Consider the following 26801-nt stretch of genomic DNA (forward strand, 5'->3'; position numbering starts at 1 on the left):
TTATGTTCTCTGCCGAAAAAAATGACAATGCACTGCGAACGTTTTTTCGCAGCCCGCTTTTTGATGTTTTCCAGTTTACTGGGCTCATTGCCGTCCTTGGCTGGCTGGCGGTGCACAGTGCCGACAACATCGGCTATAACTGGCAATGGTACCAGATTCCCCGCTACCTGTTTTCGATGACCGAGTCGGGCATCGTCGCCGGCCCGTTAGTCGAAGGGCTGCTGATTACCCTGCGGATCTCGCTGATCAGCCTGTTGCTGGCCCTGGCTATCGGCCTGCTGACCGCACTGTTTCGTCTGTCCACCTCCTTTGTCGCCAGGGGGCTGGCGATCATCTATCTTGAAACAAGCAGAAACACCCCGCTGCTTATCCAGATATTTTTCATCTATTTCGTCCTTGGTCCGATGCTTGACCTGGATCGGATGACCGCCGCCATCGTCGCCCTCAGTCTTTTCGAAGGCGCCTACGCCTCGGAAATTTTCCGTTCCGGGATCCAGTCGGTTGACCGGGGGCAGATCGAGGCGGCCGACAGCCTGGGTCTGAGCACCTTTGCCACCTATCGCCATATCATCATTCCACAAGCCATCCGGACGGTGCTGCCGCCGCTGACCAGCCAGGCCATCTCGCTGGTGAAAGATTCGGCCCTGGTCAGCACCATTGCCATTTACGATCTGACCATGCAGGGCCAGGCCCTGATCGCCGAGTCCTACCTGACCTTTGAGATCTGGTTTACCGTAGCGGCCATGTATCTGTGCATTACATTATTTTTGTCGGTAGTTGTTGGCATAATGGAAAAACGTCTTAGTTTACCGTGAGATGTATGGTTCATACTACTTTATTCCTAACGTACAAGGAGACTGACATGAAAACACACCACCGTATCCTCCGCCTGACCACATTCGCCCTCCTGCTGCTGTGCATCACCGGTTTCAGCCATGCGGCAACCATGCAGCAGGAGATTTCCGCGGCCAGCACCATCGAAACCGTTAAAAAAAGAGGGGTTCTGAAAGTCGGCATGGATATCTTCCAGCCCTGGGCGATGAAGGATAAAAACGGCAAGCTGATCGGTTTTGAAATCGATGTGGCCACTCGCCTGGCCGAAGATATGGGCGTTAAGGTTGAATTCCTGCCCACCGCCTGGTCGGGGATTATTCCGGCGCTGCTGACCGGGAAATTCGATGTCATTATCGGCGGGATGGGCATCACGCCGCAGCGCGCCCTGCAGGTCAACTTCACCCAGCCCTACGACTACGCAGGGATGGGTATTGTCGCCCACAAAAAGCTCGCCGCCGGTTTTGACTCTCTTGAGGACTTCAACAAACCGGAGGTACAGATTGCCGTAAAACTGGGGACCACCGCGGCTGCCGCCGCCAAGAAATTCCTGCCCCAGGCCAAACTGCGGATGTTTGATACCGAGCCCCAGGCCTACCAGGAACTGCGCAACGGCAATGTCCATGCGGTGGTAGGTAATGCGCCACGGCCGGCCTATGAGGCGGTCGATTACAGCGACACCCTCTTTCTGCCAATCCAGGGCACCTTTACCAAGGAGCCGATTGGCTTTGCCATGCGAAAGGGCGACCCGGATACTCTCGCCTTCTTTAACAGCTGGATCACCGTGGCCACCCTTGAAGGCTGGCTGGAAGAACGGCACAATTACTGGTTTGGCGGCAAAGACTGGCAAAGCCAGGTCGAATAGGCTGAACTCTTAATCCGACTTTTTCCATGCAAGCGAAGAAACCAGCAGTCACCCTTCTCGACGGCGTCATCCTCCTGGCCATCATTGGTTTCTTCGCCTACATCTGGTATCGGCTGTTCTACTCGCTTAACTACAAATGGAACTGGGAGATTATTCCGACCTACCTTGTTCGTTTTGACGCGGAGAAACAGCGCTGGACGGCAAATATTCTCCTCGAGGGGTTCCTCACCACCATCAAAATCAGCATCTGGGCGACCCTGCTGGCCGCGCTGCTCGGTTTTACCATCGGCCTGATGCGCGTCTCCCCCCGGCTTTTTTTCCGCTTGATCGGCAGGACCTATATCGAGGCGATCCGCAATACCCCGCCACTGGTGCTGGTGTTTATCTTTTATTACTTTGTCAGCGACCAGCTGCTCACCTTTCTCGGCATCGAAGATATGTTCCGGGCAAGTCCGGACGGCGTGCAGCAATTTCTCGCCGTCATTCTTGCCGAACCAGGGTTGATCACCCCTTTTCTGTCAGGCGTGCTCACCCTGGCTCTTTTCCAGGGTGCCTATATTGCCGAAATCGCCCGGGCCGGAATCCAGGCCATCGATACCGGACAATGGGAAGCAGGCATGGCCCTCGGCCTGACCCGATGGAAGATGATGCGTCTGGTCGTCCTGCCCCAGGCCATACGCATCATGCTGCCGCCGCTGGCCAACGAATTCATCAATACCATCAAATGGTCATCGATTGTCTCGATAATTTCCATCCAGGAACTGACCTTCCAGGGCCTGCAGGTGATGGCCTCGACCCAGGCAACTATTGAGGTCTGGCTGACTATTTCTTTTATGTATCTCCTCCTCTGTCTGACCCTTTCGCTGGTGGTCAGAAGAATAGAGATACACCTGGGCCGTTCCGACCGGACGGTGCTTCCCAGTCGTCAGTATATGCCGTAATATGCCGTAATGTGAACGTGACCCGGGGATTTTTCTTGTAAGGACATATCATGCCAGCCGCAGCTTCGCCTTTTTCGATCAGCAATATCCGCCTGTTTATCGCCTTCCGGATCTTCTTCAATGCCCGTTTTTACTACCCGGTCTTCACCATTCTCTTCCTCGATTTCGGCCTGACCATTGAACAGTTCGCCCTGCTCAATACCGTCTGGGCGATTACCATTGTCTGTGCCGAGGTCCCCTCCGGCGCCCTGGCGGATATTCTCGGCAGAAAATACCTGCTGGTGGCAACCTCCCTGCTCATGGTGGTGGAGATGTCGCTGCTGGCCTTTGTTCCGTTAGGCAACAGCAGCCTTATTTTTCTGGTCTTTCTCATCAACCGCGTCCTCAGCGGTCTGGCCGAGGCCATGGCCAGCGGGGCCGACGAGGCAATTGCCTACGACACCCTGGCCGCAGAGGGCAACCCCGACGACTGGCCGAAGGTGCTCAGCCTGCAGATGCGCCTGCGCTCCATCGGCACGATTGTCACCATGACCACCGGGGCGCTCATCTACGATCCGAACATGGTCAACCAGCTGCTCGCCTGGCTCGGCAGCTCACTTATTGTCGACCAGCAGACAACCATGCGCTTTCCAGTCTACCTGACCCTTGTTCTGGCCATACTTGCGACCATTACCGCCTTCAGGATGGAGGAAAAAAAGAAAGAGGACACCAATGGCATCAATTTTCGAACCCTGGCCGCACTGAAGATGACCTGGCAGGCCGGCGCATGGATCGCCAGGACGCCGTTTGCCATGGCCATCATCCTCTTCGGCATGTGTTACGACCATATTCTGCGCATGATCGTCACCATGAACAGCCAGTACTATCGGCAGATAGATCTGCCGGAGGCCAGTTTCGGGGTGATCGGTTCAGCCATAGCCCTGCTTGGCCTGCTCGCCCCGAAAATTGCCGAATACATGGTTGAAAAAAATTCGCCGACCACCAACATGCTCTGGGTGGCGGCCATCAGTCTCGTCGGGCTGTTCGGCCTTACCGGCTTTTTCCCTTACTGGGGGCTGCTGCCCATGGCCCTGATCTTTGTCGCGATGATGTTTGTCTCCTTTTTCACCAGCCACTATCTCAATCACATAACTGCATCGCACCAGCGGGCGACCGTGCTCAGTTTCAAGGGGATGGCCTTCAATCTCGCCTATGGCCTGATCGGCTTTCTCTTTGCCCTGCTCATCACCCACCAGCGAACGGCCGCGACAGCGCTATATCCGACATGGTCACCCTCGGCCATAGAGAACCTGGCCTTTGTTCGAGCCATCTCCTGGTTTCCCTGGTATACCATCATCTGCCTTGGCTTGACCATGCTCTACTGCCTGCTGCGGCTGCGAGGCCGATCGGCCAAATGAATCTAGAGGGGTGTCAATGCGCTTGCATAGAACACCACGAGCATTTATAGTGGGGACCATGACAACTGTGACCACCTGGGGAGGTGATTTTCATGTTAAAGAGATTTTCTATATCACTTGAAGAAAAGCTGCTGGATATTTTCGATGAGCACATCAAGACGCACAGTTACAGCAACCGCTCGGAAGCTATCCGGGATCTGATCCGCAAGGCCTTCATCAAGGAAGAGTGGCAAGCCGACAAACAGGTCATGGGCGTCATCAGCCTGGTCTATGATCATCACCAGCACAAGCTGCAGGAGAAAGTTACCCTGGTGCAACACGACTATCACCATCATATCGTCTCCACCACCCACGTGCATATGGACCATGACAACTGCCTGGAAGTCATCATCGTCCGGGGTAAGGCCAAAGAAGTGCAGGAGCTGTCGGACCGGCTCACCTCCCTCCGAGGTGTCCGGAACGGCAACCTGGCCATGTCCAGCACCGGTAAATCCTTGCATTAACTCCTCGATGACATCGTAAAAATTCTCATGAAAAAGACCTCATTTGTCTCCGTGCATGGTGGCCATAGCGGCCAGTTCTGCCACCATGCCACCGATTCGCTGGAAGAAATTATCCAGTTATATATCACCAAGCAATTCCCCTGGGTCGGCATCACCGAACACTCCCCGGCTATCAGCGATGCATTGCTGTATCCTGATCAGAGAGCGGCCGGCCTGACGCCGGATTTTCTCTTTGATCGTTTTGCCGACTATATGCGGGAATGCCGTCGGCTGCAGAAGAAATATCGCTCGGAAATCCGTATCTTTGCGGCCATGGAGATTGAAACCTACAGCGGCTATGAAGCGTTTATTCCGTCGCTGATCAACAGGTTTCAGCCGGATTATATCGTTGGTTCCGTCCATTTCGTCAACGATATGGGCTTTGACTATTCCCAGGAGCAGTACGACAAAACGGTTGCCGCCACAGGCGGCATAGATCAGCTGTACTGCAACTACTTTGACGCGCAGTACCAGATGATCAAGCTGCTGCGGCCGGCGGTCGTCGGCCATTTCGACCTGATCCGAATTTTTGACCCAGGTTATAAGCAAAGACTTCTCCAGCCGGAGATCATGGCGCGGATCAAAAGAAATCTCCAGCTCATCCGCGAGCTGGATCTGATCATGGATTTCAACCTTCGCTCGCTACTGAAAGGGGCGGACGAACCGTACATTTCCCGGGTGATTCTGGAAATGACGCTGGCCATGGGCATCGCCGTCGTCCCTGGAGACGATTCCCACGGCCTGGCCTCCGTCGGCGCCAATATGGAGAAGGCTATCGCCATACTTTGCGAACTGGGCGGCGATACTGCCTGGCGGGAGCCGCAGCTGCTGCACTATTGATGGCGTCGTAAATATTCGTCATCTGCTTCGTTGTTCGCCTGAAGGAAGTGCCCTTGGGGGTAGAGGAGACGGAATAGGCAGCAATACTTTATCGCGATCACCAGAGCCATCCACCAGAACCATTACTTCCCCTTTTTCCCGCCTCCTGATCCTTTTCCACTGCCCTTCCCACCACCACCCTGCGTTTTGGAACGTTCGCGCATGAGTTGGTGGTTTTCCCGTCGAATTTGCTCTTGCTCCTCCGGGGTTTTCGCTGAACGCATTCTTGACTGAAATTCGTTACGCTCCTGCTGGGTCATGAGCTGCCGGCCCTGGCCCTGATCCCCGGCGGCAGCCAGCGAAATACCGGTGGCAAAGAGCGAAAGAACAGCGGCCGAGGCAAACACTGCCAATAATCGTTTCGTCATAGTGCACTCCTTATAGAAACTCTTCATCTGCTTACCTGCTATAATATCGCCGAAGAAGCAGAACAACAAGCAAGGTCATAGGCCGGGTCATTTTTTTTCTCGTTCTTGTGGCGAATGTTCCACCACCACTTGTGCATCTCCATGGCCGCAAAGATAGTCAGAGCAAGCCCGAGCAGTGCGGCAAAAGTTACAAAATTGATAGGTTCAATACCTAATATATTCTGCATGAAGGGGATATGCATGGCGATCATGTGCACAAGAAACGCCAGAACCGTACCGACCAGAAGGATGGGGCTTTTTAATGGCGAAAGTCGCAGGCCCGAGGTGGTTTCCGAGCGACAGTTACCGATATGAATAATCTCAAACAGTACCATGAGCATCAGCAGACCGTTGCGAGCCTGTCCTTCGGACCAGCCACCGATTTCGATCATCCAGAAAAAGGCGGCAAAACTGACCCCGGCGATGACCAGAGCGGCGACGATGGTCCGTTCAATCATCAAACGATTGAAAACACGTTCCCGGGTTGGTCGCGGCGGTCGCTGCAAAACCCCGGCCTCGCCAGGCTCAAAGGCCAGCGCGACATCCTGAATCCCGTTGGTCACCAGGTTCAACCAGAGCAACTGGGCAGGAAGCAGAGGGAGCAGCGCCTGGTCGGCGTGGATGCGCGGCCAGCCGGTCATAACGACCAGCCCAAGTAAAATCACTTCCGCAGCCCCGGTGGAAACAAGCAGGTAGATCACTTTACGGACGTTATCGTAGGCGATACGCCCTTCTTCGATACCGGCGACGATGGTGGCAAAATTGTCATCGGTAATCACCAGATCCGCCGCCTCCCGCGCGACATCGGTGCCCGACATTCCCATGGCGACACCAATGTTGGCCTGCCGCAGAGCAGGTGCGTCGTTGACACCGTCGCCGGTCACCGCCACGTAATGACCGATGTTCCGGGCCGCCTCGACCAGTTCGAGCTTTTGCCGCGGCGTCACCCGGGCAAAGACGCGCCCGTGCTGTACGGCTTCGGCCAGTTGCTCCGGTGCCATCTCCTCCAGTTCGCGCCCGGTAATTACCTGCTCCGGCCGATGGGCAAAGCCCAGGTCGCGGGCAATCGCAAAAGCCGTACCAGGATGATCGCCGGTAATCATATTCACGGTAATCCCGGCTAAACGGCACTCGGCAACAGCTTTTTGCACCCCTGGGCGGAGTGGATCAATCATCCCGACAAAGCCTAGAAAAACCAGCCCTTCCGGTTCCGGCGGCGCCTGCGAGGCGTCAAAGTCTTCTTCCACCAGCCCCTTGGCCAGGGCCAGTACCCTGAAACCCTGATCGGCCAGGGATGCGGCACGAGCCCGCAGCTTGCGTGCCGCGGCCGCTTGTCCGGGAAAATCACACATTGCCAGTACCCGCTCGGGAGCGCCCTTGACAAACAGACACCCTGCCCCTTGATCCTGATCCTGGTGAAAGGTGGCCGCATAGCGGCGTTCCGGCTCAAAGGGTATTTCGTTGACCTGAGGATATCGACTCAGGGCCGTTTCCCGAAACACGCCTATCTTGTGCGCCATGGCCAGAAGCGCGATATCCGTCGGGTCGCCACGCCAGCTCCACGAACCATCGCGCTGATGCAGGACCGCCTCGTTGCACAGTACCGCGGCAACGGCCAGATCATGCAGCTCGGTCCAAGCGTCGGCAACAACGGCCTGGGCATCAAACAGCACTTCTCCGTCTGGGATAAACCCTTCTCCGGTGACCTCGAGAAACTGTCCATCGGGAAGGGAGATGGAGCGCACCGTCAATTCGTTGCAGGTGAGTGTGCCGGTTTTATCGCTGCCGATCAAGGTGCAGCTGCCCAGCCCTTCGACCGCCGCCAGCCGGCGGACGATCACGCCCCGGCGAGCCATGCGTGTCGTAGCGATGGCCAAGGCCACCGTCAGGGCGACCGGCAGCCCTTCGGGAATGGCGGAAACCGCCAGCGCGACGCTGAACAGAAACATATCATTGAGACTATACCCGCGAAAAAGAATGCCGACTGCGGCAATCACCACTGCAGCAAAGAGGACGCTGGCGCCAATAACCCGGGTGAATTTTTCCATGCGCAGAAGAAGAGGCGGCTTGCCCCCTTCGGCGCTCATGACATCAACAGCCAGTTGCCCGACGACAGTGGCCGGACCGGTTGCCACGACCACTCCCTTGGCCCGGCCATGGATAATTATCGAACCGGCATAGGCCATGTTGCGGTGATCGGCCACCGGGGTGGATTCTTCGCCGATCCACAGGCTCTCTTTGGTAACCGGCAGTGACTCGCCGGTCAGCAGCGACTCGTCGACTTCCAGACCATGGGTCATGAGCAGGCGCATGTCTGCCGGAATCCGATTGCCCGATTCCAGCCAGACGATATCCCCCGGTACCACCTCGTCGGCATCAACTTCACGTACTTCGCCATCGCGGAGAACCGAGGCCTTGATCTGCAGGAGCTGCAGCAGGGCATGGCTTTTTTGCTCGGCCTTGGCCTCCTGGTAGCCGCCAATGGCGGCGTTCAAGACGAGTACGGCGACAATAAACAGGGCATCGGCCGGGGCATCCGGATGCACCACAGCGGAAACGATAGCGGCGATGGCCAGGATGTAAATCAGCGGGCTCATAAACTGCCGCAGGAGGATCACCCACCAGGCGGCCGGCGGTTTCTGCGGAAAGCGATTCCTGCCGTAGTATTCCAGGCGGTTGTTGACCTCGGCGCCTGTCAGGCCGTTCTCACTGGTGACCAGCAGGGTCAGCAGTTCGCTGATGGGCAGGGCATGCCATATCGGCTTCGGTTCTTGCGTAGGTGAATGAAGAGGGTGCATATTCCTCCAGGAAAGCTGTTGCGCGAAATAATTTTTTCCATCAACCACTCCGGTTCAAGGGGGCAAAGGTACTGCTGCCAAGCAGTATTATCTCGATCTCCTCGATAATCTCTTCCTGACGCAGGGTCCTGGCCCGTGAAGTTAACGTCGCCAATCGTTCATCAAGCCGGCGGACGGCGCCCTCGAGATGGCGGATGCGGTACTGATTCTCCGCCAGCAGGGAAACCGTGCAGAACTGCGTCAGGCCGAGAAGCAGGTAGTGCTGCAGAAAATCGCTGAAAAACCGATCCGGTTGGCTATAGAGCATCGGCGGATGACCTCGTCTTGGCAGCGGACACGCCTCTTCCGGCGGCAGCAAGCGTCGGAAAATGATCTTGCTTGGCTCATCGTTATGCCAGAGAACCCACAACGTAGCAGCACTGATTGCCACCAGCTGTTTCTGCGTTGCGGCGACCACCTGGGTTAACACCGATGGGATCTCCTCCCCGGCGGACGCACCTGCCAGCCCGGCATATCCAGGCAGCGCCTCGTCAAGTCGTTCGCAGAGTTTGCGCCCTACCGCCAGCACCCGTTGCGGATGTTCGATACAGACAGGGTATTCATGGAGCAAACGTCTGACCAGCAATTCATTGAAGTTGCCGCAAAAACTGCGCTCGGAACCGAAAACCAGCCAGAGCGCATTGCCCTGGGGCGGCACGGAATGCGGAAAAAACATCAGGAAATCAGCGGCTACCTGCTCGAGCATGGTCATCATTGCCCGCTGGCTCGCCATCCCCCCGGCAAGCTTGTGCAGTTCCAGCTGGGCAAGGGTCTTCATCGAAGTAATGATCGACTGCAATTCCTGTAATTGCTGCAGGTGCAGTTCAACGCGGCGATACCGGCTCATGTTCCCCCGTTTCCCCCTTTTCGGCAAGCCACCGGTGGACGGCTGTAAGCCATTTTTCTCGGTCATCCTCCAGACACAGCGCGCTCAACTCCACCTGTTGCTGCACATATTGCAAAATTTCGGGGAGCTGCTCTGCCTCTACGGGATCAAACAGCCCGGTATTAAAAGCGACCAGCCAGGCCATGTGGAATTCCACCGGCAGTGGATGCAATTGCTCCTGTTTGAGAATTTCCCGCAATATCCGGCCGCGATGAATGGCTTTTTCCATCGATGCCTCGAGCCTGGTGCCAAAGCGGGTGAACACCTCAAGTTCGAGAAACTGCAGATAATCGAGCTTCATCCTGCCGGCCTCGGCCTTGATTTTTGCGTGCTGTGCCTGGCCGCCAATCCGCGATACCGACCGGGCAATATCAATGGCAGGCCGAAAACCGCCAGAGAACAGGTTCTGGTCGAGGTAGATCTGCCCGTCGGTAATGGAAATCAGGTTGGTTGGGATATAGCCGGCAATTTCTCCCTGCTGCGTCTCGACGATGGGCAGCGCGGTCATCGAACCGCCGCCATGCTCGGCTGATAAGGCGGTGCTTCGCTCCAGCAGACGGGCATGGATGGAGAAAATGTCGCCCGGATAGGCCTCCCGGCCCGGAGGACGCCGCAGCAAAAGGGACAGCTCGCGGTAGATCTTGGCGTGGGTGCTCAAATCATCGTAAATCACCAGGGTCTGTCTGCCCGCATGCATCCATTCCTCGGCAACGGCACAGCCGGAGAAAGGGGCCAGATACTGCATGCCCGGCAGGGAGCTGGCCTCAGCCACCACCACGGTGATGTAGTCAAGAGCAGAACAGCGACGCAGGGTCTCGATGGTGTTGATGACCGTGGAACGCTTCTGGCCGATCAGCACATAGACACACTGTACTCCTGCGCCGCGCTGGTTGAGGATTGTATCGATGGCCAGGGCACTGCGGCCGAGGCCTTCATCGCCGATCAGCAGCTGGCGCTGCCCATGGCCGATGGGGATCAGGGTATCGATGGTTTTTATGCCGGTATAGAGCGGTTTGTGCACAAAATCACGGGCAATGATCGGTGGCGATCTCTGTTCGATGGCGCGATACTTCATGGTTTCCAGGCGTCCCAGGCCATCCAGAGGAACACCCAGCGGATCGACGACCCGCCCGGCCAGAGCGTCGCCGCACGGCACACGCAGCTGCTCATGGGCGAGAAAGACCGGCATCCCCGAGGTAAGCGTCATTGTATCGTCGAGCAATACCGCGCCCAGCTTGTCCTGACACAGATCGAACACCATCGCCCGGCTGCCGTCGGCAAAGACCACCAGGCCGTCCATTTGCGCCGATGGCAGGCCGGAGATCCAGACAATGCCGTCGCCGACCGAGACCAGTTGTCCCTGCTCGGTAAAACGCATGCCGTAGCGATAGGCCTGCAGCCAGGCTTCCTGTCTGTCAAGCAGACTCGTGTCACACGGATCAGTAACCATGGGCGATGGCGGCAAAGGATTTCAACTCATCGTACAGATTGGCGTGAATAACCCAGGGACCGACGGTGATGCGCACCCCGGCAAGTAATTTTGCATCCTGCGTCCAGCTATACTGCAGCGGATGAGACAAAAGCGTGTCCAGGTATCGTTTGAGGGCAGCCCGCTGTGTCTGGTCGAGAGGATAGGCACTCGATACCTGTGCTGCCGTCGGCCGGCCATTTTCCGCCATGGCCGCCAGCGTCTCCTTCTGCTCCGGATGGAGATCTTTCAGCTCCACCATGAGCAGTTCTATCAGCCGTGACTGTATCTCCTCACAGGCCAGCTCCTCCAGCAGCCTGGCGACAAAGCGGGCACCCAGCTCCAGCGCCCGCGTCTCGCTCTGCCGCTGCCGTTCCTCGGCCTGTCGTGCCACCAGGACGTCGTTCTTTTTCCGCTCATCTTCAAGCTGCAGCTGCAGTTCAGACAGCAGCCGCTGATGTTCGGCATCGATCTCCTGCCGCAGCTTTTGCCGGGCATCCTGCCGCTCATTCTCCCAGTCCGCCAAGCGGTTTTCATACTGCCGCCGTAATTCCTCCGCCTGCTGCTGTCCTTCTTCGGCCTGCAGCAGCTGCAGATCGATGTCCTGCCGGCGCTTTTCCATCACCCCCTTCACCGGTTTATAAAAAAAACGCTGCAGGAGCCAGACCAGCACCAGAAAATTGACGATTTCCAGAACAAACGTCGTCCAATTCAGTTCCACAATCGTTCTCCTCTTAAGGGCCGATGAGATATTCCAATAAAGGATTGCGAAACAACACAATGAGGACGATCACCAGCACATAAATCGCCAGGGATTCGATCATCGCCAGGCCGATGAACAGGGTGCGCATGATCGATTTCTCCGCCTCGGGCTGACGGGCCAGGGCCTCCAGGGCGCCGACAATGGCCTTGCCCATGGCCAGGGCCGTCAGCTGCACCCCGATGGCAATGCCCAGCACCGCCGCCAGCGTCGAAGCCAGCACAATGAGATTCATGTCCGACATGGTATGCTCCTTTGTCAACAGGCCCTTATTCCGCCTGTCTTGCTTCCTGCGATTGAATCCCTCCGGCAATGTAAATCAAGGACAGCATGCCGAAGATATACGCCTGCACCAGCGCCTCGACGACATGCAGCATCAATATCGGTACCGGTACGAGAAAACCAGCCACCATAAGCACCAGCAGGGCAGCCATTTCCAGACTCATCATGTTACCGAACAACCGTATCGCCAGGGCGACGGTCCGAGTGACCTCGCTTATCAGATGAAAGGGCAGCAGGATCGGGCTTGGCGTCAGATAGTGGTGGAGATAGCGGCGGAGGCCCTGGATACGGATACCGAACCAGTGCACCGACAAAAAGACCAGCACCGCCAGAGCTGTCGTCACCGATAAATCACGGGTCGGCGAATCAAGGCCCGGCACCAGCCCGAGCAGATTGGCACAGACCAGAAAGAGCCAGAGACTGGCAATAAACGGCATGATACGCTGGGTGTGTCGGCCGGCCACTTCGGCGACGGCCTCTTCCAGAGCCGAGACTACCGCCTCGACGATCACCTGTCTGCCGCCCGGCGATGACGCGAGACGACGGGTCAGCAACCAGCCCAGGCCGCCGAGGACAATGGTCAAGCCGATACTTGTCGCAAGGCTGACACTGATATGCATCGCCCCCAGCGTGAAGATGTTTTCAACACCTATACCGCCATCATTCACCACCATCGTTCATGTATCCTCCCGCATCATCAAATAGACGTTGACAGCGCCGACAATGATGCCAAGAAACAGCAGGCTCAAGGTCCAGCGCACCGAATACCCGGCAACCAGGCTGTCGAGCCAGCGACCGAGGTAGGCCCCGGCAATAACCGGCAAAACAAACACCAGGCCAAGAGTGCCAAGAAAAATCGTCTGGGCGAACAGGGTCGGCCGTTCTTTTTCGGCCTTTTTCATCCGTTTTACCTGACGCTCGACATCATCGCTCAACCGCTTTCTATACGTCATGACCAGGTGACTCCCGTGCGTTGCATTTCGTACATGCGTTTAAACAGGGCTTCCTCCATCCGTTTCACGCTCAGCCGGACCTCGTCGAGCAGCTCTTCCTCGGCAAGCAGCTCTTCGACCAGCCGCCGGGAGATACGCTGGTAATTCATATCCAGCAGATAATGCCGGCAGGCCAGGTGCAAGGTGTTGTCGACAAAATAGAGCACACCACCCGGCATGGCCAGGTACTGCCACGAGTCCTCGCCTAAACGGCGAAACCGGGCGAGTCCAAAGAGCAGCACGGTCATCATCCGGACATGGCCGGGCAGAATGCCGAAACGGCCGCTTTCGTCTTCACCGACAAAAGAGGCGACCTCAGTAACACACAGGCTGTTGCGGTTGTCGTGCAGATGCAGGGTATAGCTTTGCATTATCACCTCTTTTTCATCTTGCCCTGGAAATAGCACCGATCTTCCGGCACTTCATCGTAGTCACCGCGCAGAAAGGCCCGGCAATCGGCCAGGGTATCGGCCAGGGCGACCGACTGCCCTTCCATGCCGGTATACGCTGCGGTCACCCAGAACGGCTGGGTCAGGTACTTTTGCAGCTTTCGCGCCCGCATGACGATCTGCCGGTCGCGGGCGGACAGTTCCTCAACCCCGAGCATGGCGATAATATCCTCGAGCTCGGCATAACGGGCCATTGCCTCACGTACGCCTTCGGCAATGGTGTAGTGCTCATCGCCAAGGGTCTGTCGGTCCATCATTTTGCTGGTCGAATGCAGCGGATCGACCGCCGGGTAGATGCCCTTGGCGGCCTGCGACCTGGAGAGAATCACCGTGGTGTCGAGGTGATTGAAAATGGCGTTTACCGCCGGGTCGCTCATGTCATCGGCGGGCACATAGACCGCCTGGACCGAAGTGATGGAACCATGGCGGGTCGAAAGGATTCGATCCTCCAGTTCGGCGACCTCCGTGTGCAGGGTCGGCTGATACCCGACGGTGGCCGGCATGCGCCCGAGCAGACTGGATATCTCACTGCCGGCCTGGACAAAACGAAAGACATTGTCCATGACAAACAGCACCTCCTTGTGCATGTCGTCACGCAGATATTCCGCGTAGCTCAGCGCCGACAACCCGACCCGGAAACGCACCCCCGGCGATTCGTCCATCTGGCCGAACATCATCAAGGTCTCGGCCATTACCCCGGCCTTGCGCATCTCGTGCCAGAGCTCATGGCCTTCACGAATCCGTTCGCCAACCCCGGCAAAGACCGAGACGCCGCTGTGGATTGCCGCGATGGCGTGCATAAATTCCATGACCAGGACGGTCTTGCCCACCCCGGCGCCACCAAACAGACCGGTTTTCCCCCCCTTGATGAAGGGGCAGAGCAGATCGATTACCTTGATGCCGGTCTCGAGAATGGTGCTGGTGCCGAGGGATTCGTACAGGCCCGGCGGACGGGAATGGATATTGTGAAAGTGTTCGGCGGGCAGGACAGGCCCACCATCGAGCGGCTCGCCGAAAATGTTCACCAGCCGGCCAAGACATTCCGGGCTGACCGGCACATGCAGAGGCGCCCCGCTGTCATAGACGGGCATGCCCCTGGCCAGGCCACTGGTCTGATGCAGCGTGATGGCACGAATGTGATGTTGGTCGATATGCTGGTGCACCTCAAACAGACAGCGCTCACTGTTTACCTCGGTGGTCAGAGCCTGACGCAGCGGCGGTAAACGGCGGCAGTACACCTCCACCACCGGTCCATGCACTTCGGATATGGTGCCGATGGCGATTTTTGGCGCGGATTTTTCCGTGGGGCGGATTATTTTCACCAAGGCTCCTTTGTAAAAAAGCCGCAGGCTCGGACCAAATCAAGATCATGCGACAATCACGCTTTCTCGGAAGCCGATGCGGACGACCCCTGCCCGGACGTGGTGAACTGGTCGAAGGCCTCCAGCGCCTTGCAGGCATAGACCACCGCCGGGCCGCCTCCCATCATAATGGCCAGGGCTATGGTCTCCATTATCTCCTCTCTGGTGGCCCCGGCCCGGATGGCGTCATGGACATGGTAGGCGATACACCCTTCACACCGGATGGCGATGCTGATGCCCAGGGCCATGAGCTGTTTTGTCCTGGCATCGAGCGCGCCCGGTGCGGTTACCGCACCGTTGAGCTGGGCAAAGGCCGACATGGGCGAGCGCAGCTCTTTCGCCAGTTTAGCGGACAACTGCTGCAGATGTTTATGCAAGGCAGGGTAATCATCGCTCATATCGTCGATCTCCTGTTAAAATGAGGGCACCGAATGGCGGTGGACGCATCAACCGAGACGGCGCGAGAAATAGGCAAGCATTTCCGTGAGGGTATTCAGCTTGCCGTAATCCGCCTCGGGGACGCTGATGCCGAGCTCCTCATCGATACGGACAAAGAAATTCAGGGCGTCGAAGGAGTCGATATCCAGCGCTTTGCGGATATTTTCGTCCGGTGCCAGCTCGCTCGGCTCCGACTCGGGGGCAAGCCGTTTGAGAATGGCGAAGATAACCTCTTTGATTTCATTTTCGTTCATAGCTTTGCCGGCTCCTGCAGGTAACGGTTTAAGGCGTCGAGAAACTGGGCGCCGCGATGGCCGTCGGTAGCCCGGTGATCGGCGGCAAGGGTGGCGGTCAGCACCGGCCGCACACCGAGCAGGCCGGCCTCGGCCCAGGGCTGCTCGGTGATCTTGCCAAAGCCGACCAGGGCCACCTGGGGCGGGTAAATGATCCCGTATACCGTCTCCACGCCGAGATCGCCCAGACTGGTGATGGTGACAGTGGCGTCGGTTATCTCGGTACTGCGCAGTCCGCCGGATCGGGCGCGTTGAATCAAGTCGCGCAGCGCCGTAATAAGTTCGTCCATACTTAGGGCATCGGCGTGGAGGATGGCCGGCGCCATCAGACCGCCCTGGCGCAGGGCGATAACAAAACCGATATGCATCGCCTCGGAAATCCGATGCTGGTCATCGATCCAGTAGCCATTGAGTTCCGGCACTTCGCCCAGGGCCAGCGCCACTGCCCTGATGAGCGGGACAACGGGCAGTATCCGCTCCTTGATCGGCCGCTGCGCATTTTCCGACGCCAGCCACTGCAGGGTGCGGTGCATATCGATGCGCGTCTGCAGATAGTAGTGGGGAATTTCCCGCTTCGAGCGGGCCATGGCCGAGGCGATGGCCCGGCGCATGGCCGCCTGGGGATCCTTGCCCGGCGGGGCCGCCTGTGGCGCCGGTTCGACAGTCTGCCCTGGCTGCTCGACCGGTTTGGCTGGCTTTGCTGATTCAACCGACTTTACCGACTCCGGCGGTTCGGTCGGCTTTACCGGCCCGGCCGCCGCTGCCTGCTCGATGTCGGCGGCGCATATGGCGCCCTCCGGACCGGTGCCGACCACCGTGTTCAGGTCGACCCCACGCTCGGCGGCCAGCTTGCGGGCATACGGTGAAGCCTTGCTTCGTGCGGTTACAGGTGCGATCTTGCCGGGTACGGCCCGTTCCTTCGCCGCAGCCTTCACCCCGTCTTTATCGCCGATGACCGCCATGACCGTGCCCACCGGTACCTTTTCGCCCGGCTCGACCAAGAGCGATTCAACAACCCCGTCTTCGTACACCTCAATCTCGATGGCGGCCTTGTCCGTTTCCACCACGGCGATGACATCCCGTCGATGGACGCGGTCGCCCTGCTGCACCCGCCATTCGATGAGTGTCCCCGCCTGCATATCCGAGCCCAGACTGGGCATGCAAAATTCAGCCATCACCACCCACCATTTTTCGAACGAGGTTGACGATCTGATCCACCTGCGGCAGGGCTGCCTGCTCAAGGTGGCCGGCGTAGGGCATGGGCACCTCTGCGCTGCACAGGCGCGCAACCGGGGCGTCCAGCTCGTAGAACACGTTCTCCATAATCCTCGCGGCAATCTCGGCGGCAAGGCTGCCGCTACGGCATCCCTCATCGACAATGAGGGCGCGGTGCGTCGCCGCCACCGAGCTCAGAAAGGTCTGTTCATCCAGAGGCCGCAAGGTGCGCAGATCGACAACCTCCGCCTCAATTCCTTCCTTGGCCAATATTTCCGCCGCCTCCAGCGATTTGTGCAGGCTCGCCGAATAGCTGATGATGGTGATATCTTTTCCGGCCCGACAGACACGGGCCCGGTCGATATCGACTGCACCGGCAGTGGCATCCAGTGTCCCTTCCATATTGTAGAGGCCGGCGTTTTCAAAGATCAGCACCGGATCCGGGTCCTGCAGCGCCGTCCAGAGCATGCCGCGCGCGTCCTCGAGGGTCGCCGGGCTGACTACCTTGATGCCGGGGATATGGGCATACCAGCCCTCGAGCGAGCGGGAGTGCTGCGCCGCCAGCTGCCGACCGCCGCCGGTGGCCATGCGGATGACGATTGGCACATTGAACTGGCCGCCGGACATGTACAGATAGACGGCGGCGGTATTGATGATCTGGTCGGCGGCGAGCAGGCTGAAGTTGACCGTCATCACCTCGACGATCGGCCGCATGCCGCCGAGAGCCGCGCCGATGCCCGCCCCGACGAAGCCGGATTCGGACAGCGGCGTGTCGCGGATTCTCTCCGGGCCGAACTCCTCGAGCAAGCCCTTGCTTACCGCAAAACAGCCGCCGTATCGGCCGACGTCCTCGCCCATGAGGAAAACCCGTTCGTCTTTATGCATCGCCTCGCGGATGGCTTCGCGCACCGCTTCACGGTAGGTCAGCTTGTGCTGGCCCTTGTCAGAGTTGGTCATGGCGCCCTCCGTTCCGAATGGACAAAGCGGGTCAGATCGTCGACAGACTCCCAGGGCGAGGCCTCGGCAAAGGCCACGGCTTCGTCGATTTCCCGGGCGACGTCCTGTTCTATCGTCTCGATGTCGCCATCACCGAGCGTCCCCTGATCTTTCATCGTCCGGGAGAATGTGGCGATCGGACAGCGTTTTTTCCACTCCTCGACTTCCTCCTTGCTGCGATAGAGTTCCGGGTCATACATCGAGTGGGCGCGAAAACGATAGGTGCGGCACTCGAGGAAAAACGGCTTCCCGCTGTTGCGAACCGTTTCGGTCGCCTCCTTTGCCGCCTTCTCGACGGCCAGCACATCCATGCCGTCCACCGCCGCAGCGGCCACGTCATAGCTTGCCGCTTTGCTGGCCAGATCGACGACGGCCTGGGAATATTTCAGCGCCGTGCCCATGGCGTACAGGTTATTTTCGCAGACGAAGAGCACCGGCAATTGCCACAGGGCGGCGAGATTCATGCTTTCATGAAACTCCCCTTCGGCCACCGCGCCATCGCCGAAAAAGCAGCAGGACACCCGCGATCTCTGCTGCATTTTGTCGGCCAGGGCCAGACCGACGGCTATGGGCAGGCCGCCGGCGACGATGGCGTTGCCGCCATAGAACCTGGTCCTGGCATCGAAAAGATGCATCGACCCGCCGCGCCCCCGGCTGCAGCCGTCCTGCTTGCCATACATCTCGGCGAGGATGGCGCCCATGCCGATACCACGGATCAGAGCATGACCATGCTCGCGGTAGGTAGCGACGACGGCGTCGTCCGCGGCCAGCGCCTCGAGAACGCCGACGGCCACCGCCTCTTCGCCGTCATAGAGGTGGAGAAAACCGCGTATCTTCATGGCGCTGTACAGTTCGGCGCACTTTTCCTCCAGGCGACGGATGCGTATCATGTTGTGCAGCAGGTGGCGTGCATGGGCGGAGTCGACCGTGTCGGTCGTGGTTTTGTCGCTGCCTTTGTCGTTCATTGTCACTCCTCCAGTGTCGACAGATCACCCTCGGGTAGCCCCAGCTCGCGGGCCTTGAGCAGCCGCCGCATGATCTTGCCGCCTTTGTTTTTCGGAATGTTCTGCTGGAAATCAATCTCTTTGGGCGCCACCGCCGAGCCGAGTTTTTTGCGGGCAAAACCGATGAGTTCGAGGCGCAGCTCGTCGCTTGGCAGCCTGCCCGGCTTCAGCGCGACGAAGGCCTTGACCATCTCGCCGATAAGCGGATCCGGCTTGCCGATAACCCCCACTTCGGCCACGGCAGGATGCTCCATCAGCGCACTTTCGACTTCGAAGGGCCCGACCATGTGGCCGGAGGTTTTGATGATGTCATCGGCGCGGCCGACGAACCAGAAATAGCCGTCCGTATCGCGTCTGGCCAGATCGCCGGTCAGATACCAACCGCCGGAAAAGCACTTGCGGTAACGCTCCTCGTCGTGCAGGTAGCCGCGAAACATCGACGGCCAGCCCGGCCGGAGGGCCAGATCGCCCTGCACATCGGCTTCCTCGATCACCTTGACCCTGTCGTCACCAAGGCGCTGAACAATGGCCGCCTCGATGCCGGGCAACGGTCTGCCCATCGAGCCGGGGCGAATGGCCATGGCCGGAAAATTGGCGATCATGATGCCGCCGGTTTCCGTCTGCCACCAGTTGTCATGGATCGGCAGCCCCAGCGCCTTTATCCCCCAGACCACCGCCTCCGGGTTGAGCGGCTCGCCGACGCTGTGAATGAGGCGCAGATGACGCAGGTCGACGGCCTGGGCCGGCTCGATACCAAGGCGCATAAATCGCCGGATGGCCGTCGGCGCCGTGTACCAGACGCTCACCTGCCGGGAGGCGAGGATTTCACACCAGCGCATGGCATCGAAATCGGCCTCATCGACAATATTGGTGATGCCGTGCAGCAGCGGGGCAATGATGCCATAGGACGTTCCGGTCACCCAGCCGGGGTCGGCGGTGCACCAGAAAATATCCTCCGGATGAAAATCCATGACATATTTGCCGGTCATATAATGCGTAAGGGCGGCGCTGTGGGCATGGAGCGCGCCCTTGGGCATGCCGGTGGTGCCGCTGGTAAAATGCAGCAGGGCGATATCCTCCGGGTCGGTCGGCGGGATGGTATAGACGTCGGAAGCGGCCTCCATGAGTTTTTGCAGCGACATCGGACCACCTCCCGGATGCTCCTTGGCGTCTACCAGCAGGACATAGCGCAGCGCCGGCAGCCTGTCCATCAGCGGACTGACCTTCTGGCGGTACAACCGTTCGGTGGTCAGCAGGAGTTTTGCCTCCCCCTTGCTCAGCCGCTGAAAAATCGGCTCGGGACCGAAGGCGGAGAAGAGGGGGCAAAAGATGCTGGTGTTTTTGAACACCCCCAGGGCGGCGATATACAGTTCGGGGATTCGCCCGGCCAGGGTGCAGACCGTATCCCCCTTGCCGATACCAAGATCTTTAAGGATGTTGGCAAAGCGGTTGCTCTGAGCCTTGAGCTCGCCGTAGGTGAAGGTGCGACAGCTATCGTCGCTGCCCAGCCATTGCAGGGCCAGATGGTCATGCAGGGGGCCATCGGCATGACAATCGACCGCCGCATGACCGATATTGAAGCCTCTGCCTTCAGGAAGCCTGGGTAATTCGACCCGGACGGTCTCCCAGGAAAATGCGGCTCGCGTGTCGGCGTAGTCAAGGAGATTGGGCGCCTTCTTCAACAAATCCGGATGCTTCTCAATTGAGTTATACAGCATCTTCGCACCTCGCTGCTCTGTCTCATCCGAAAAATACGCTTAAAATATGTTATGTACTATATGTCGAAGCCGGGCAGTTTGTCAAGAACCCTTAACCATTAATGCAGCCGACGAGCAACAACCACTTACCTGATTCCTCAACCGGACAAATGCCTATACAACCGCTTACCGAAATGGTAGTTTTTTGCCCTGAACAGTTCGAGTACCATGCAATAGTCCTCAATAGAGGATATACTCGGGAGAATGAAACTCAACTCAACGAAAGGAGGAAACAATGAGACTGGTTTACCGTATTTCAACCGCGCTGGTCGCACTCGTTCTGCTTGCCGCACCGGCCCTGGCCGCCGAAAAGGTGCGCTGGAAGATGGCCATGTCCTGGTCATCAACGCTCACCCCCTTTGCCACCGCCCCGATTCAACTGGGGAAAATTATCGAGGAAATGAGCGGCGGTAACTTCACTATCCGGGTAGAGGGCGCGGAAAAACACAAGGCGGCACTGGGTATTCTCGACATGACCAAGGGCGGCCAGTATGAAATGGGTCACAGCGCCTCCTATTACTGGAAAGGCAAGGACATCACCACGGTCTTTTTCTGCACCGTCCCCTTCGGCATGAATGCCGACGAGCAGAATGCCTGGTTCTACCAGGGCGGCGGCATGGAGCTGATGCAGAAAACCTACGACAAATTTGATGTGCTCAGCTTTCCCGGCGGCAACACCGGGGTACAGATGGGCGGCTGGTTCCAGAAAGAGATCAATACCTTAGATGACCTGAAAGGCCTGAAAATGCGTATCCCCGGGCTGGCCGGAGAGGTTTTTGCCAAACTTGGTGTCAATGTCACCAATATCGCGCCGGGGGAACTCTATACCTCTCTCGACCGTGGCACCATCGATGCGCTGGAATGGGTTGGCCCGGCCATGGATATCAAGATGGGCTTTCACAAGATAGCGCCTTACTATTATACCGGCTGGCATGAACCGGCTACCGAACTGCAGTTCCTCATCAACAAGAAAGCCTGGGACAAGCTGCCGAAAGAGTATCAGGCCATGCTCATCACCGCCATGAAAGCGGTAACCGCCGACCTGTTCATCGAGAACTTTGCCGGCAGTGTCGAGGCCTGGGAACAGATGAAGACCGAATTTCCGAACATCCAGGTGAAGACCTTCCCGAAAGAGGTCATGCAGGCGATGAAGACCGCCTCCGACGAGCTGTATGATGAATATGCCGCAAAAGACGCCAGCTTCAAAGAGGTGCTCGACTCGCAGCGGGCCTATATCAAAAAGGCCCGGGCCTGGACCAATATTTCCGAATACAACTACATAAAAACCTTAGAGGAACTGGCGGACTAAAGAGCTGGTAACAACGGCCACCCGTCGGCCATGCCGTACCGTCCAGTCTTCGCCGGCTGGACGGGAGCATTCCTCATTTTCCCTGACAACCGATAGCCATGCTGACAAAAATTGAAAAGTGTATTCACCGTCTCGTCGACATCGTCGGCAAATTTCTGGCCATCGTTCTGCTGCTGATGGTGCTTAACGTCGCCTTCGACGTGATGATGCGCTATCTTTTTCACGCCAGTTCCGTCGGCATGCAGGAGATGGAGTGGCACCTGTTTTCCATTATCATCCTCTATGGCGTCGGGGTGGCCTTGCAGCATGAAGCCCATGTGCGGGTCGATTTTCTCTATGACAAAATGAGCCTCAGGAGCAAGGCGCTGATCAATATCGTCGGCACTATTCTCTTTCTCATGCCGCTGAGCCTGCTCATTCTGTTCGGTTCATTCGATTTTGTCGTCGATGCCTACACCATAAATGAAATCTCCGAAGATCCCGGCGGGCTGCCCTACCGCTGGATCATCAAGAGCATGATTCCGGTTGCCTTCGGCTTTCTGCTGTTCAGCGCAACCGGCTATATTCTGAAAAACATCCAACAGCTGAGGAGCGCGCAATGACCGGTATAATTATGTTTTTCGCGGCGCTTATCCTGCTCAGCGTCGGCTATCCGGTGGCCTTTACCTTCGGCGCGGTGGCGATGTTTTTCGGAACGATTGCCGCCTTTGTCGAGCTCATGCCCGACCCGAATCTTGTTCTGGTAGCCGAAGAATTTTTCAGCATGTTTTCAATGATGCCGTTTCGTATCTATTCGATCATGAACAACACTATCCTGATGGCCGTACCGCTGTTTATCCTCATGGGCATCATCCTGCAGAAATCGGAACTGGCGGAGCGGCTGCTCGAATCGATGGGCATCCTGTTCGGCAGGGTCCGGGGCGGGCTGGCCATCAGTACCGTACTGGTCGGGACGCTGCTCGCTGCTTCCACCGGGGTGGTCGGTGCCTCGGTGGTGGCCATGGGCGTCATTGCCCTGCCGGTCATGCTGAAATACGGCTACTCGAAAAAACTGGCTACCGGCACTATCTGTGCAGCGGGAACCCTTGGCCAGATCATCCCGCCGTCGATTGTGCTGATCATCCTCGGCGATGTCTTTCAGCTGCCGGTCGGCGATCTGTTCAAGGCGGCCTTGGTGCCCGGTCTCATCCTGGTCGGCTGCTACATTGTCTACATCGTCATCATCGCCCTGGTCGACAAAAAGGTCGCCCCGGAAATTACCGTGCCGGAAGAAGACAAGAAAGGTTCGGTCATGCGCGCCCTCATTGCCATTCTGCCGCCGCTGGCGCTGATTATCATTGTCCTCGGCTCCATCTTCGTCGGTATCGCCACGCCGACCGAATCGGCGGCGGTCGGCGCGCTGGGCGCGATGATTCTTGCCGCCATGTACCGTAAACTCAGTTGGCAGATCGTCATCGACTCTTCGCTGCAGACGGTGATGATTACCGCCATGGTCTTTGCCATCCTCATCGGCGCCACGGCATTTTCCATGGTCTTTATCTACACCGGCGCCGATCTCATCGTCGAAGAGTTTATGACCGGGCTGCCCGGCGAAAAATGGGGCTTTCTCATTCTCTCCATGGGCGCGATCATGCTGCTCGGTTTTTTCATTGATTTTATCGAGATTTCCTATATCGTCGTGCCGATCCTTTTGCCGATCTCCCAGGTCATCGGCATCGAACCGATGTGGTTCGCCATCCTCATTGCCATGAATCTGCAGACCTCCTTCCTCACCCCGCCATTCGGCTTTTCTCTTTTTTACCTGAAAGGAGTGTCTCCGCCGGAGATCCGGACCGTCGACATCTACCAGGGGGTGGTGCCGTTTATCATCATCCAGGTGCTGGTTCTCGCGTCCATTGTCATCTTTCCCCATCTCTATGGGTTGGCCTGACCGGGAATCACCGAGGAGGCTGTCCGAGAATAGACATTTTCCCTCCGCCCGGAGTATGGTAGGCCGCGTTCTTTTTGGCCCAGGTCAAAAAATGTTAAAGACGTAAAAAGCCCGATTACACGATGGCTAAGTAAAACTCTATGGATCTGCTGACCTTCTCCCTGCATAATATCTTTGCCCTGCTGCAGCAGATGTCGGTGTTTCTCGTCATCGCCTATCTCTTTACCAAGTCGCCATTTTTCCGGTCTTTTCATATTCACACGCTGCATCCCCGCACACTGCTGCTGCTCTACGTTATTTTTTCAACCTTCTCCATTCTCGGCACCTACTTCGGCCTGCCGATCAACGACGCCATTGCCAATACCCGGGCGATCGGGGCGGTGCTTGCCGGTATCATCGGCGGCCCACTGCTTGGCGGGGCGGTCGGCCTGACCGCCGGGCTGCATCGTTTGTCCCTTGGCGGCTTCACCGCGCTTTCCTGCGGGGTGTCGACTACCGTGGAGGGGTTGATCGGCGGCCTGGTGCATATCTATCTGGTGCGCCATTATCAGCAGCACCGGCTGCTCAGTCCAACAGTCGCTTTTTTCACCACCCTGGTCGCCGAGATTACCCAGATGCTCATCATCCTGCTGCTGTCTCAGCCTTTTGACCAGGCGGTCGCCCTGGTCCGCATCATTGCCCTGCCGATGATCCTGGCCAACAGCACCGGGGCGGCCATCTTCGTCAGTATCATCCGCGATCAGCGCAAGATGTATGATGAGCTCAGTGTCTTTTTCTCCACCAAGGCGCTGAAGATGGCCGAAAAGACCGTGGCGATTCTTGGCCGGGGTTTCAATATGCAGACGGCCGGGGAGGTCGCTTCGGTCATCCTGCAGGAAACCGGGGTCGGGGCGGTGGGAATCACCGATCGGGAAAAGGTGCTGGCTTTTGTCGGTGACGGCAGTGACCACCATCAGGTCGGCCAGAACATCAGCTCGACGCAGACCATGAAAGCGATCCGCGAAAACCGGATAGTCTATGCCGACGGCGGCGAAAAGAAATGGCGCTGCAATCTTTCAACGGACTGCCCGCTCGGTTCGGTGCTGTGTGTTCCGCTGCGCCTTGATAATGAGCTGATCGGCACCATCAACCTCTTTGAGCCGAAAAATAAGCTTTTTCTGGTGACCAATAAGACCCTCGGCGAAGGGATCACCAAGCTGCTCTCCGATCAGATTCTCTATGCCCGGTATATCGAGCAGAAGACCCTGGTCACCTCGGCGGAGCTGAAGCTTGCCCAGGCGCAGATAAGCCCGCATTTTTTATTCAACGCACTCAACACCATCATCGCCATTACCCGCAAGGATGGTGATCGGGCCAGAGATCTGCTCTTGCATCTTTCCAATTTTTTCCGTAAAAATCTTAAAAACACCGGCAACCTCTCGACACTGGAAGAAGAACTCAATCATGTCAATTCCTATCTGGTCATCGAAAAAGCCAGGTTTGAGGACCGGCTGCAGCTGGAAATGACTGTCGATGACGAGTTGCTGGCCCTGAAGCTGCCGGTCTTTTCTCTGCAGCCGATTGTCGAAAATGCCATCAAGCATGGCATTTCGAATATGCTCGGCCAGGGCGTGATCCGCTTGAGCACCGTTCGACAGCCCGGCTCTATCCGCATCAGTGTCGAGGATAATGCCGGCAATTTCATCGAGAGAGGGAAAAAAGGTCTGGGTATGAGCATTGTCGAAAAAAGGATCAAAAACCTCTGCGGCGAAAACCATGGCCTGGAGATATCCTGTATCCCCGGGGAACGGACGGTCGTCTCCATAACCTTGCCGGAAGGAGGGTGTCGAGAAAAATGATTCGCGCGCTGATTGTCGATGATGAAATACATGCCCGCGAGGAGATGGCCATTCTCCTCGCCGAGACGGCGGTCATTGAGGTTGTCGGTTCCTGCGGCAACGGCATCGAAGCCCTGAAGATGATCAACAGGCTGCGGCCGCAGGTGCTGTTTCTCGACATTCAGATGCCGGTCATCAGCGGTTTTGAACTGCTCAATATGGTCAACCAGGAGATCATGCCCCATGTGGTGTTTGTCACCGCCTTTGACCACTACTCGCTGAAGGCCTTTGAGGAAAAGACCCTCGACTACCTGCTCAAGCCGGTCGACAGTCAACGACTGGCAAAAACCGTCACCAAGCTGCAGCAGACCATCGGCGAAAACCGCCCGCCGACCTTCGACAGCGAGGAGATACGCCGCATCCCCTGTCTGTTGGGCAACAGGATCAGGCTCGTTGGCCTGGAGGAGGTGGAATTCATCACCACCAGCATCGCCGGGGTCCACCTGACGACCAGGGACCAGGAGTATTTCACCGAGGTCACCCTCAAGGTCCTGGAAGAACGAACGCCGCTCCTTCGCTGCCATAAGCAGTATCTGGTCAATATCAACCATATCAGGGAAATTGTCCTGCTCGACGGCGGCATGGCCCAAATTGCCACCCACAGCGGGAAAAACATCCCGGTGAGCAGGCGCTATCTGAAAATCATCAAGAAAAAATTATTTATCTGAGACCGGTTCCGGTTGCCGAACCGCTTTCCCTCCGTCTGGAATCCCCCTCAGGCAAGTTACCGAAGTTAGACAAATTTGCTGCGGAACATGAAATAAACCGAGCCGACAAGGCACAGGCCGGCCCATAAGTAATCCAATTTCAACGGTTCTTTTAAATACATCACCGAAAACGGCACAAAAATTGACAGGGTAATGACTTCCTGCAGTATTTTCAGCTGGCCGACGTTCAAAACGGTATAGCCGATTCTATTGGCCGGAACCTGGAGGAGATATTCCAGCAGGGCAATTCCCCAGCTGATAAAGGCGGCAATGATCCAGGGCTTGTTATTTAATTCCTTGAGATGGGCATACCAGGCAAAGGTCATAAAAACATTACTGCAGAGAAGCAAAGCTATTGAAATTATTACTGGACGCATA

General features: G+C 57.4%; 28 protein-coding genes. 11 read left to right on the top strand and 17 right to left on the bottom strand.

The genetic code is table 11. The annotated features are described in order from the left end of the window. Positions 1–2 precede the first annotated feature (2 nt). The 6 genes from ACYQ8U_RS01465 to ACYQ8U_RS01490 all read left to right on the top strand — a co-directional run bounded on the left by ACYQ8U_RS01465 (position 3) and on the right by ACYQ8U_RS01490 (position 5416). Positions 3–815: an amino acid ABC transporter permease gene (locus tag ACYQ8U_RS01465; RefSeq protein ID WP_459943724.1), complete on the top strand. Its 813-nt coding sequence runs from the start codon at positions 3–5 to the stop codon at positions 813–815. A 47-nt stretch (positions 816–862) separates the two neighbouring features. Continuing rightward, positions 863–1696: a transporter substrate-binding domain-containing protein gene (locus tag ACYQ8U_RS01470; protein WP_459943725.1), complete on the top strand. Its 834-nt coding sequence runs from the start codon at positions 863–865 to the stop codon at positions 1694–1696. Between the two features lie 26 nt (positions 1697–1722). Further along, complete coding sequence (locus tag ACYQ8U_RS01475; RefSeq protein ID WP_459943726.1) at positions 1723–2637, top strand: amino acid ABC transporter permease; 915 nt, start codon at positions 1723–1725, stop codon at positions 2635–2637. A 50-nt stretch (positions 2638–2687) separates the two neighbouring features. Continuing rightward, positions 2688–4034, top strand: coding sequence for an MFS transporter (locus ACYQ8U_RS01480; protein WP_459943727.1), 1347 nt, complete (start codon positions 2688–2690; stop codon positions 4032–4034). Between the two features lie 92 nt (positions 4035–4126). Next, the gene (gene nikR, locus ACYQ8U_RS01485; RefSeq protein WP_459943728.1) at positions 4127–4537 is read left to right on the top strand and encodes a nickel-responsive transcriptional regulator NikR; all 411 of its coding nucleotides are present in this window, start codon (positions 4127–4129) and stop codon (positions 4535–4537) included. Positions 4538–4564: 27 nt separating this feature from the next. Continuing rightward, positions 4565–5416: a histidinol-phosphatase gene (locus ACYQ8U_RS01490; protein WP_459943729.1), complete on the top strand. Its 852-nt coding sequence runs from the start codon at positions 4565–4567 to the stop codon at positions 5414–5416. Positions 5417–5538: 122 nt separating this feature from the next. On the opposite strand, the gene ACYQ8U_RS01495 is transcribed toward ACYQ8U_RS01490, so the two are convergent. From ACYQ8U_RS01495 to acsA, 16 genes are all read right to left on the bottom strand, one after another. Then, positions 5539–5823 carry a hypothetical protein gene (locus ACYQ8U_RS01495; RefSeq protein WP_459943730.1) on the bottom strand — a complete coding sequence of 95 codons (285 nt, stop codon included), beginning with the start codon at positions 5821–5823 and terminating at the stop codon, positions 5539–5541. 38 nt (positions 5824–5861) lie between these two features. Continuing rightward, a complete protein-coding gene (locus tag ACYQ8U_RS01500; protein ID WP_459943731.1) occupies positions 5862–8660 on the bottom strand; it encodes a cation-translocating P-type ATPase in 2799 nt (932 codons plus the stop codon). A gap of 40 nt (positions 8661–8700) precedes the next feature. Continuing rightward, the gene (locus ACYQ8U_RS01505) at positions 8701–9546 is read right to left on the bottom strand and encodes a F0F1 ATP synthase subunit gamma (protein WP_459943732.1); all 846 of its coding nucleotides are present in this window, start codon (positions 9544–9546) and stop codon (positions 8701–8703) included. Next, entirely contained in the window at positions 9524–11035 is a 1512-nt protein-coding gene (locus ACYQ8U_RS01510; RefSeq protein ID WP_459943733.1) for a F0F1 ATP synthase subunit alpha, read from the bottom strand. The genes ACYQ8U_RS01505 and ACYQ8U_RS01510 overlap by 23 nt, the downstream gene beginning before the upstream one ends. Beyond that, the gene (locus ACYQ8U_RS01515) at positions 11025–11774 is read right to left on the bottom strand and encodes a F0F1 ATP synthase subunit delta (RefSeq protein WP_459943734.1); all 750 of its coding nucleotides are present in this window, start codon (positions 11772–11774) and stop codon (positions 11025–11027) included. The genes ACYQ8U_RS01510 and ACYQ8U_RS01515 overlap by 11 nt, the downstream gene beginning before the upstream one ends. 13 nt (positions 11775–11787) lie before the next feature. Further along, positions 11788–12057 carry an ATP synthase subunit c family protein gene (locus ACYQ8U_RS01520; RefSeq protein WP_459943735.1) on the bottom strand — a complete coding sequence of 90 codons (270 nt, stop codon included), beginning with the start codon at positions 12055–12057 and terminating at the stop codon, positions 11788–11790. A 25-nt stretch (positions 12058–12082) separates the two neighbouring features. Continuing rightward, positions 12083–12769, bottom strand: coding sequence for a F0F1 ATP synthase subunit A (locus ACYQ8U_RS01525; RefSeq protein WP_459943736.1), 687 nt, complete (start codon positions 12767–12769; stop codon positions 12083–12085). Between the two features lie 3 nt (positions 12770–12772). Further along, entirely contained in the window at positions 12773–13048 is a 276-nt protein-coding gene (locus ACYQ8U_RS01530; RefSeq protein WP_459943737.1) for an AtpZ/AtpI family protein, read from the bottom strand. Further along, positions 13045–13458, bottom strand: a complete 414-nt coding sequence (locus ACYQ8U_RS01535; protein ID WP_459943738.1) for a F0F1 ATP synthase subunit delta/epsilon — start codon at positions 13456–13458, stop codon at positions 13045–13047. The genes ACYQ8U_RS01530 and ACYQ8U_RS01535 overlap by 4 nt, the downstream gene beginning before the upstream one ends. A gap of 2 nt (positions 13459–13460) precedes the next feature. Continuing rightward, positions 13461–14849, bottom strand: coding sequence for a F0F1 ATP synthase subunit beta (gene atpD, locus ACYQ8U_RS01540; RefSeq protein WP_459943776.1), 1389 nt, complete (start codon positions 14847–14849; stop codon positions 13461–13463). Positions 14850–14914: 65 nt separating this feature from the next. Beyond that, positions 14915–15295 carry a carboxymuconolactone decarboxylase family protein gene (locus tag ACYQ8U_RS01545; protein WP_459943739.1) on the bottom strand — a complete coding sequence of 127 codons (381 nt, stop codon included), beginning with the start codon at positions 15293–15295 and terminating at the stop codon, positions 14915–14917. A 48-nt stretch (positions 15296–15343) separates the two neighbouring features. Further along, the gene (locus ACYQ8U_RS01550) at positions 15344–15589 is read right to left on the bottom strand and encodes an acyl carrier protein (RefSeq protein ID WP_459943740.1); all 246 of its coding nucleotides are present in this window, start codon (positions 15587–15589) and stop codon (positions 15344–15346) included. Further along, positions 15586–16803, bottom strand: coding sequence for a dihydrolipoamide acetyltransferase family protein (locus ACYQ8U_RS01555; RefSeq protein ID WP_459943741.1), 1218 nt, complete (start codon positions 16801–16803; stop codon positions 15586–15588). The genes ACYQ8U_RS01550 and ACYQ8U_RS01555 overlap by 4 nt, the downstream gene beginning before the upstream one ends. Beyond that, positions 16796–17800 (bottom strand): alpha-ketoacid dehydrogenase subunit beta, encoded by a 1005-nt coding sequence (locus tag ACYQ8U_RS01560; protein ID WP_459943742.1) that lies wholly within the window; start codon positions 17798–17800, stop codon positions 16796–16798. The genes ACYQ8U_RS01555 and ACYQ8U_RS01560 overlap by 8 nt, the downstream gene beginning before the upstream one ends. Continuing rightward, positions 17797–18804, bottom strand: coding sequence for a pyruvate dehydrogenase (acetyl-transferring) E1 component subunit alpha (pdhA, locus tag ACYQ8U_RS01565; protein WP_459943743.1), 1008 nt, complete (start codon positions 18802–18804; stop codon positions 17797–17799). Before pdhA ends, ACYQ8U_RS01560 begins: the two co-directional genes overlap by 4 nt. 2 nt (positions 18805–18806) lie before the next feature. Further along, positions 18807–20561, bottom strand: coding sequence for an acetate--CoA ligase (gene acsA, locus ACYQ8U_RS01570; protein ID WP_459943744.1), 1755 nt, complete (start codon positions 20559–20561; stop codon positions 18807–18809). Between the two features lie 274 nt (positions 20562–20835). Here acsA and ACYQ8U_RS01575 point away from each other — a divergent pair, with 274 nt between their 5' ends. The 5 genes from ACYQ8U_RS01575 (at position 20836) to btsR (ending at position 26384) form a co-directional block, all read left to right on the top strand. Further along, entirely contained in the window at positions 20836–21909 is a 1074-nt protein-coding gene (locus tag ACYQ8U_RS01575) for a TRAP transporter substrate-binding protein (protein ID WP_459943745.1), read from the top strand. A 98-nt stretch (positions 21910–22007) separates the two neighbouring features. Further along, positions 22008–22511 (top strand): TRAP transporter small permease subunit, encoded by a 504-nt coding sequence (locus ACYQ8U_RS01580; RefSeq protein ID WP_459943746.1) that lies wholly within the window; start codon positions 22008–22010, stop codon positions 22509–22511. Beyond that, positions 22508–23839, top strand: a complete 1332-nt coding sequence (locus tag ACYQ8U_RS01585; RefSeq protein WP_459943747.1) for a TRAP transporter large permease — start codon at positions 22508–22510, stop codon at positions 23837–23839. The genes ACYQ8U_RS01580 and ACYQ8U_RS01585 overlap by 4 nt, the downstream gene beginning before the upstream one ends. A 140-nt stretch (positions 23840–23979) precedes the next feature. Beyond that, positions 23980–25677, top strand: coding sequence for a LytS/YhcK type 5TM receptor domain-containing protein (locus ACYQ8U_RS01590; protein WP_459943748.1), 1698 nt, complete (start codon positions 23980–23982; stop codon positions 25675–25677). Next, a complete protein-coding gene (gene btsR / locus ACYQ8U_RS01595) occupies positions 25674–26384 on the top strand; it encodes a two-component system response regulator BtsR (protein WP_459943749.1) in 711 nt (236 codons plus the stop codon). The genes ACYQ8U_RS01590 and btsR overlap by 4 nt, the downstream gene beginning before the upstream one ends. 65 nt (positions 26385–26449) lie before the next feature. Here btsR and ACYQ8U_RS01600 read toward each other — a convergent pair whose 3' ends face one another. Beyond that, a complete protein-coding gene (locus ACYQ8U_RS01600) occupies positions 26450–26800 on the bottom strand; it encodes a DMT family protein (protein ID WP_459943750.1) in 351 nt (116 codons plus the stop codon). Position 26801: the final 1 nt, after the last annotated feature.

This window comes from Desulfocastanea catecholica (genome assembly GCF_054657295.1).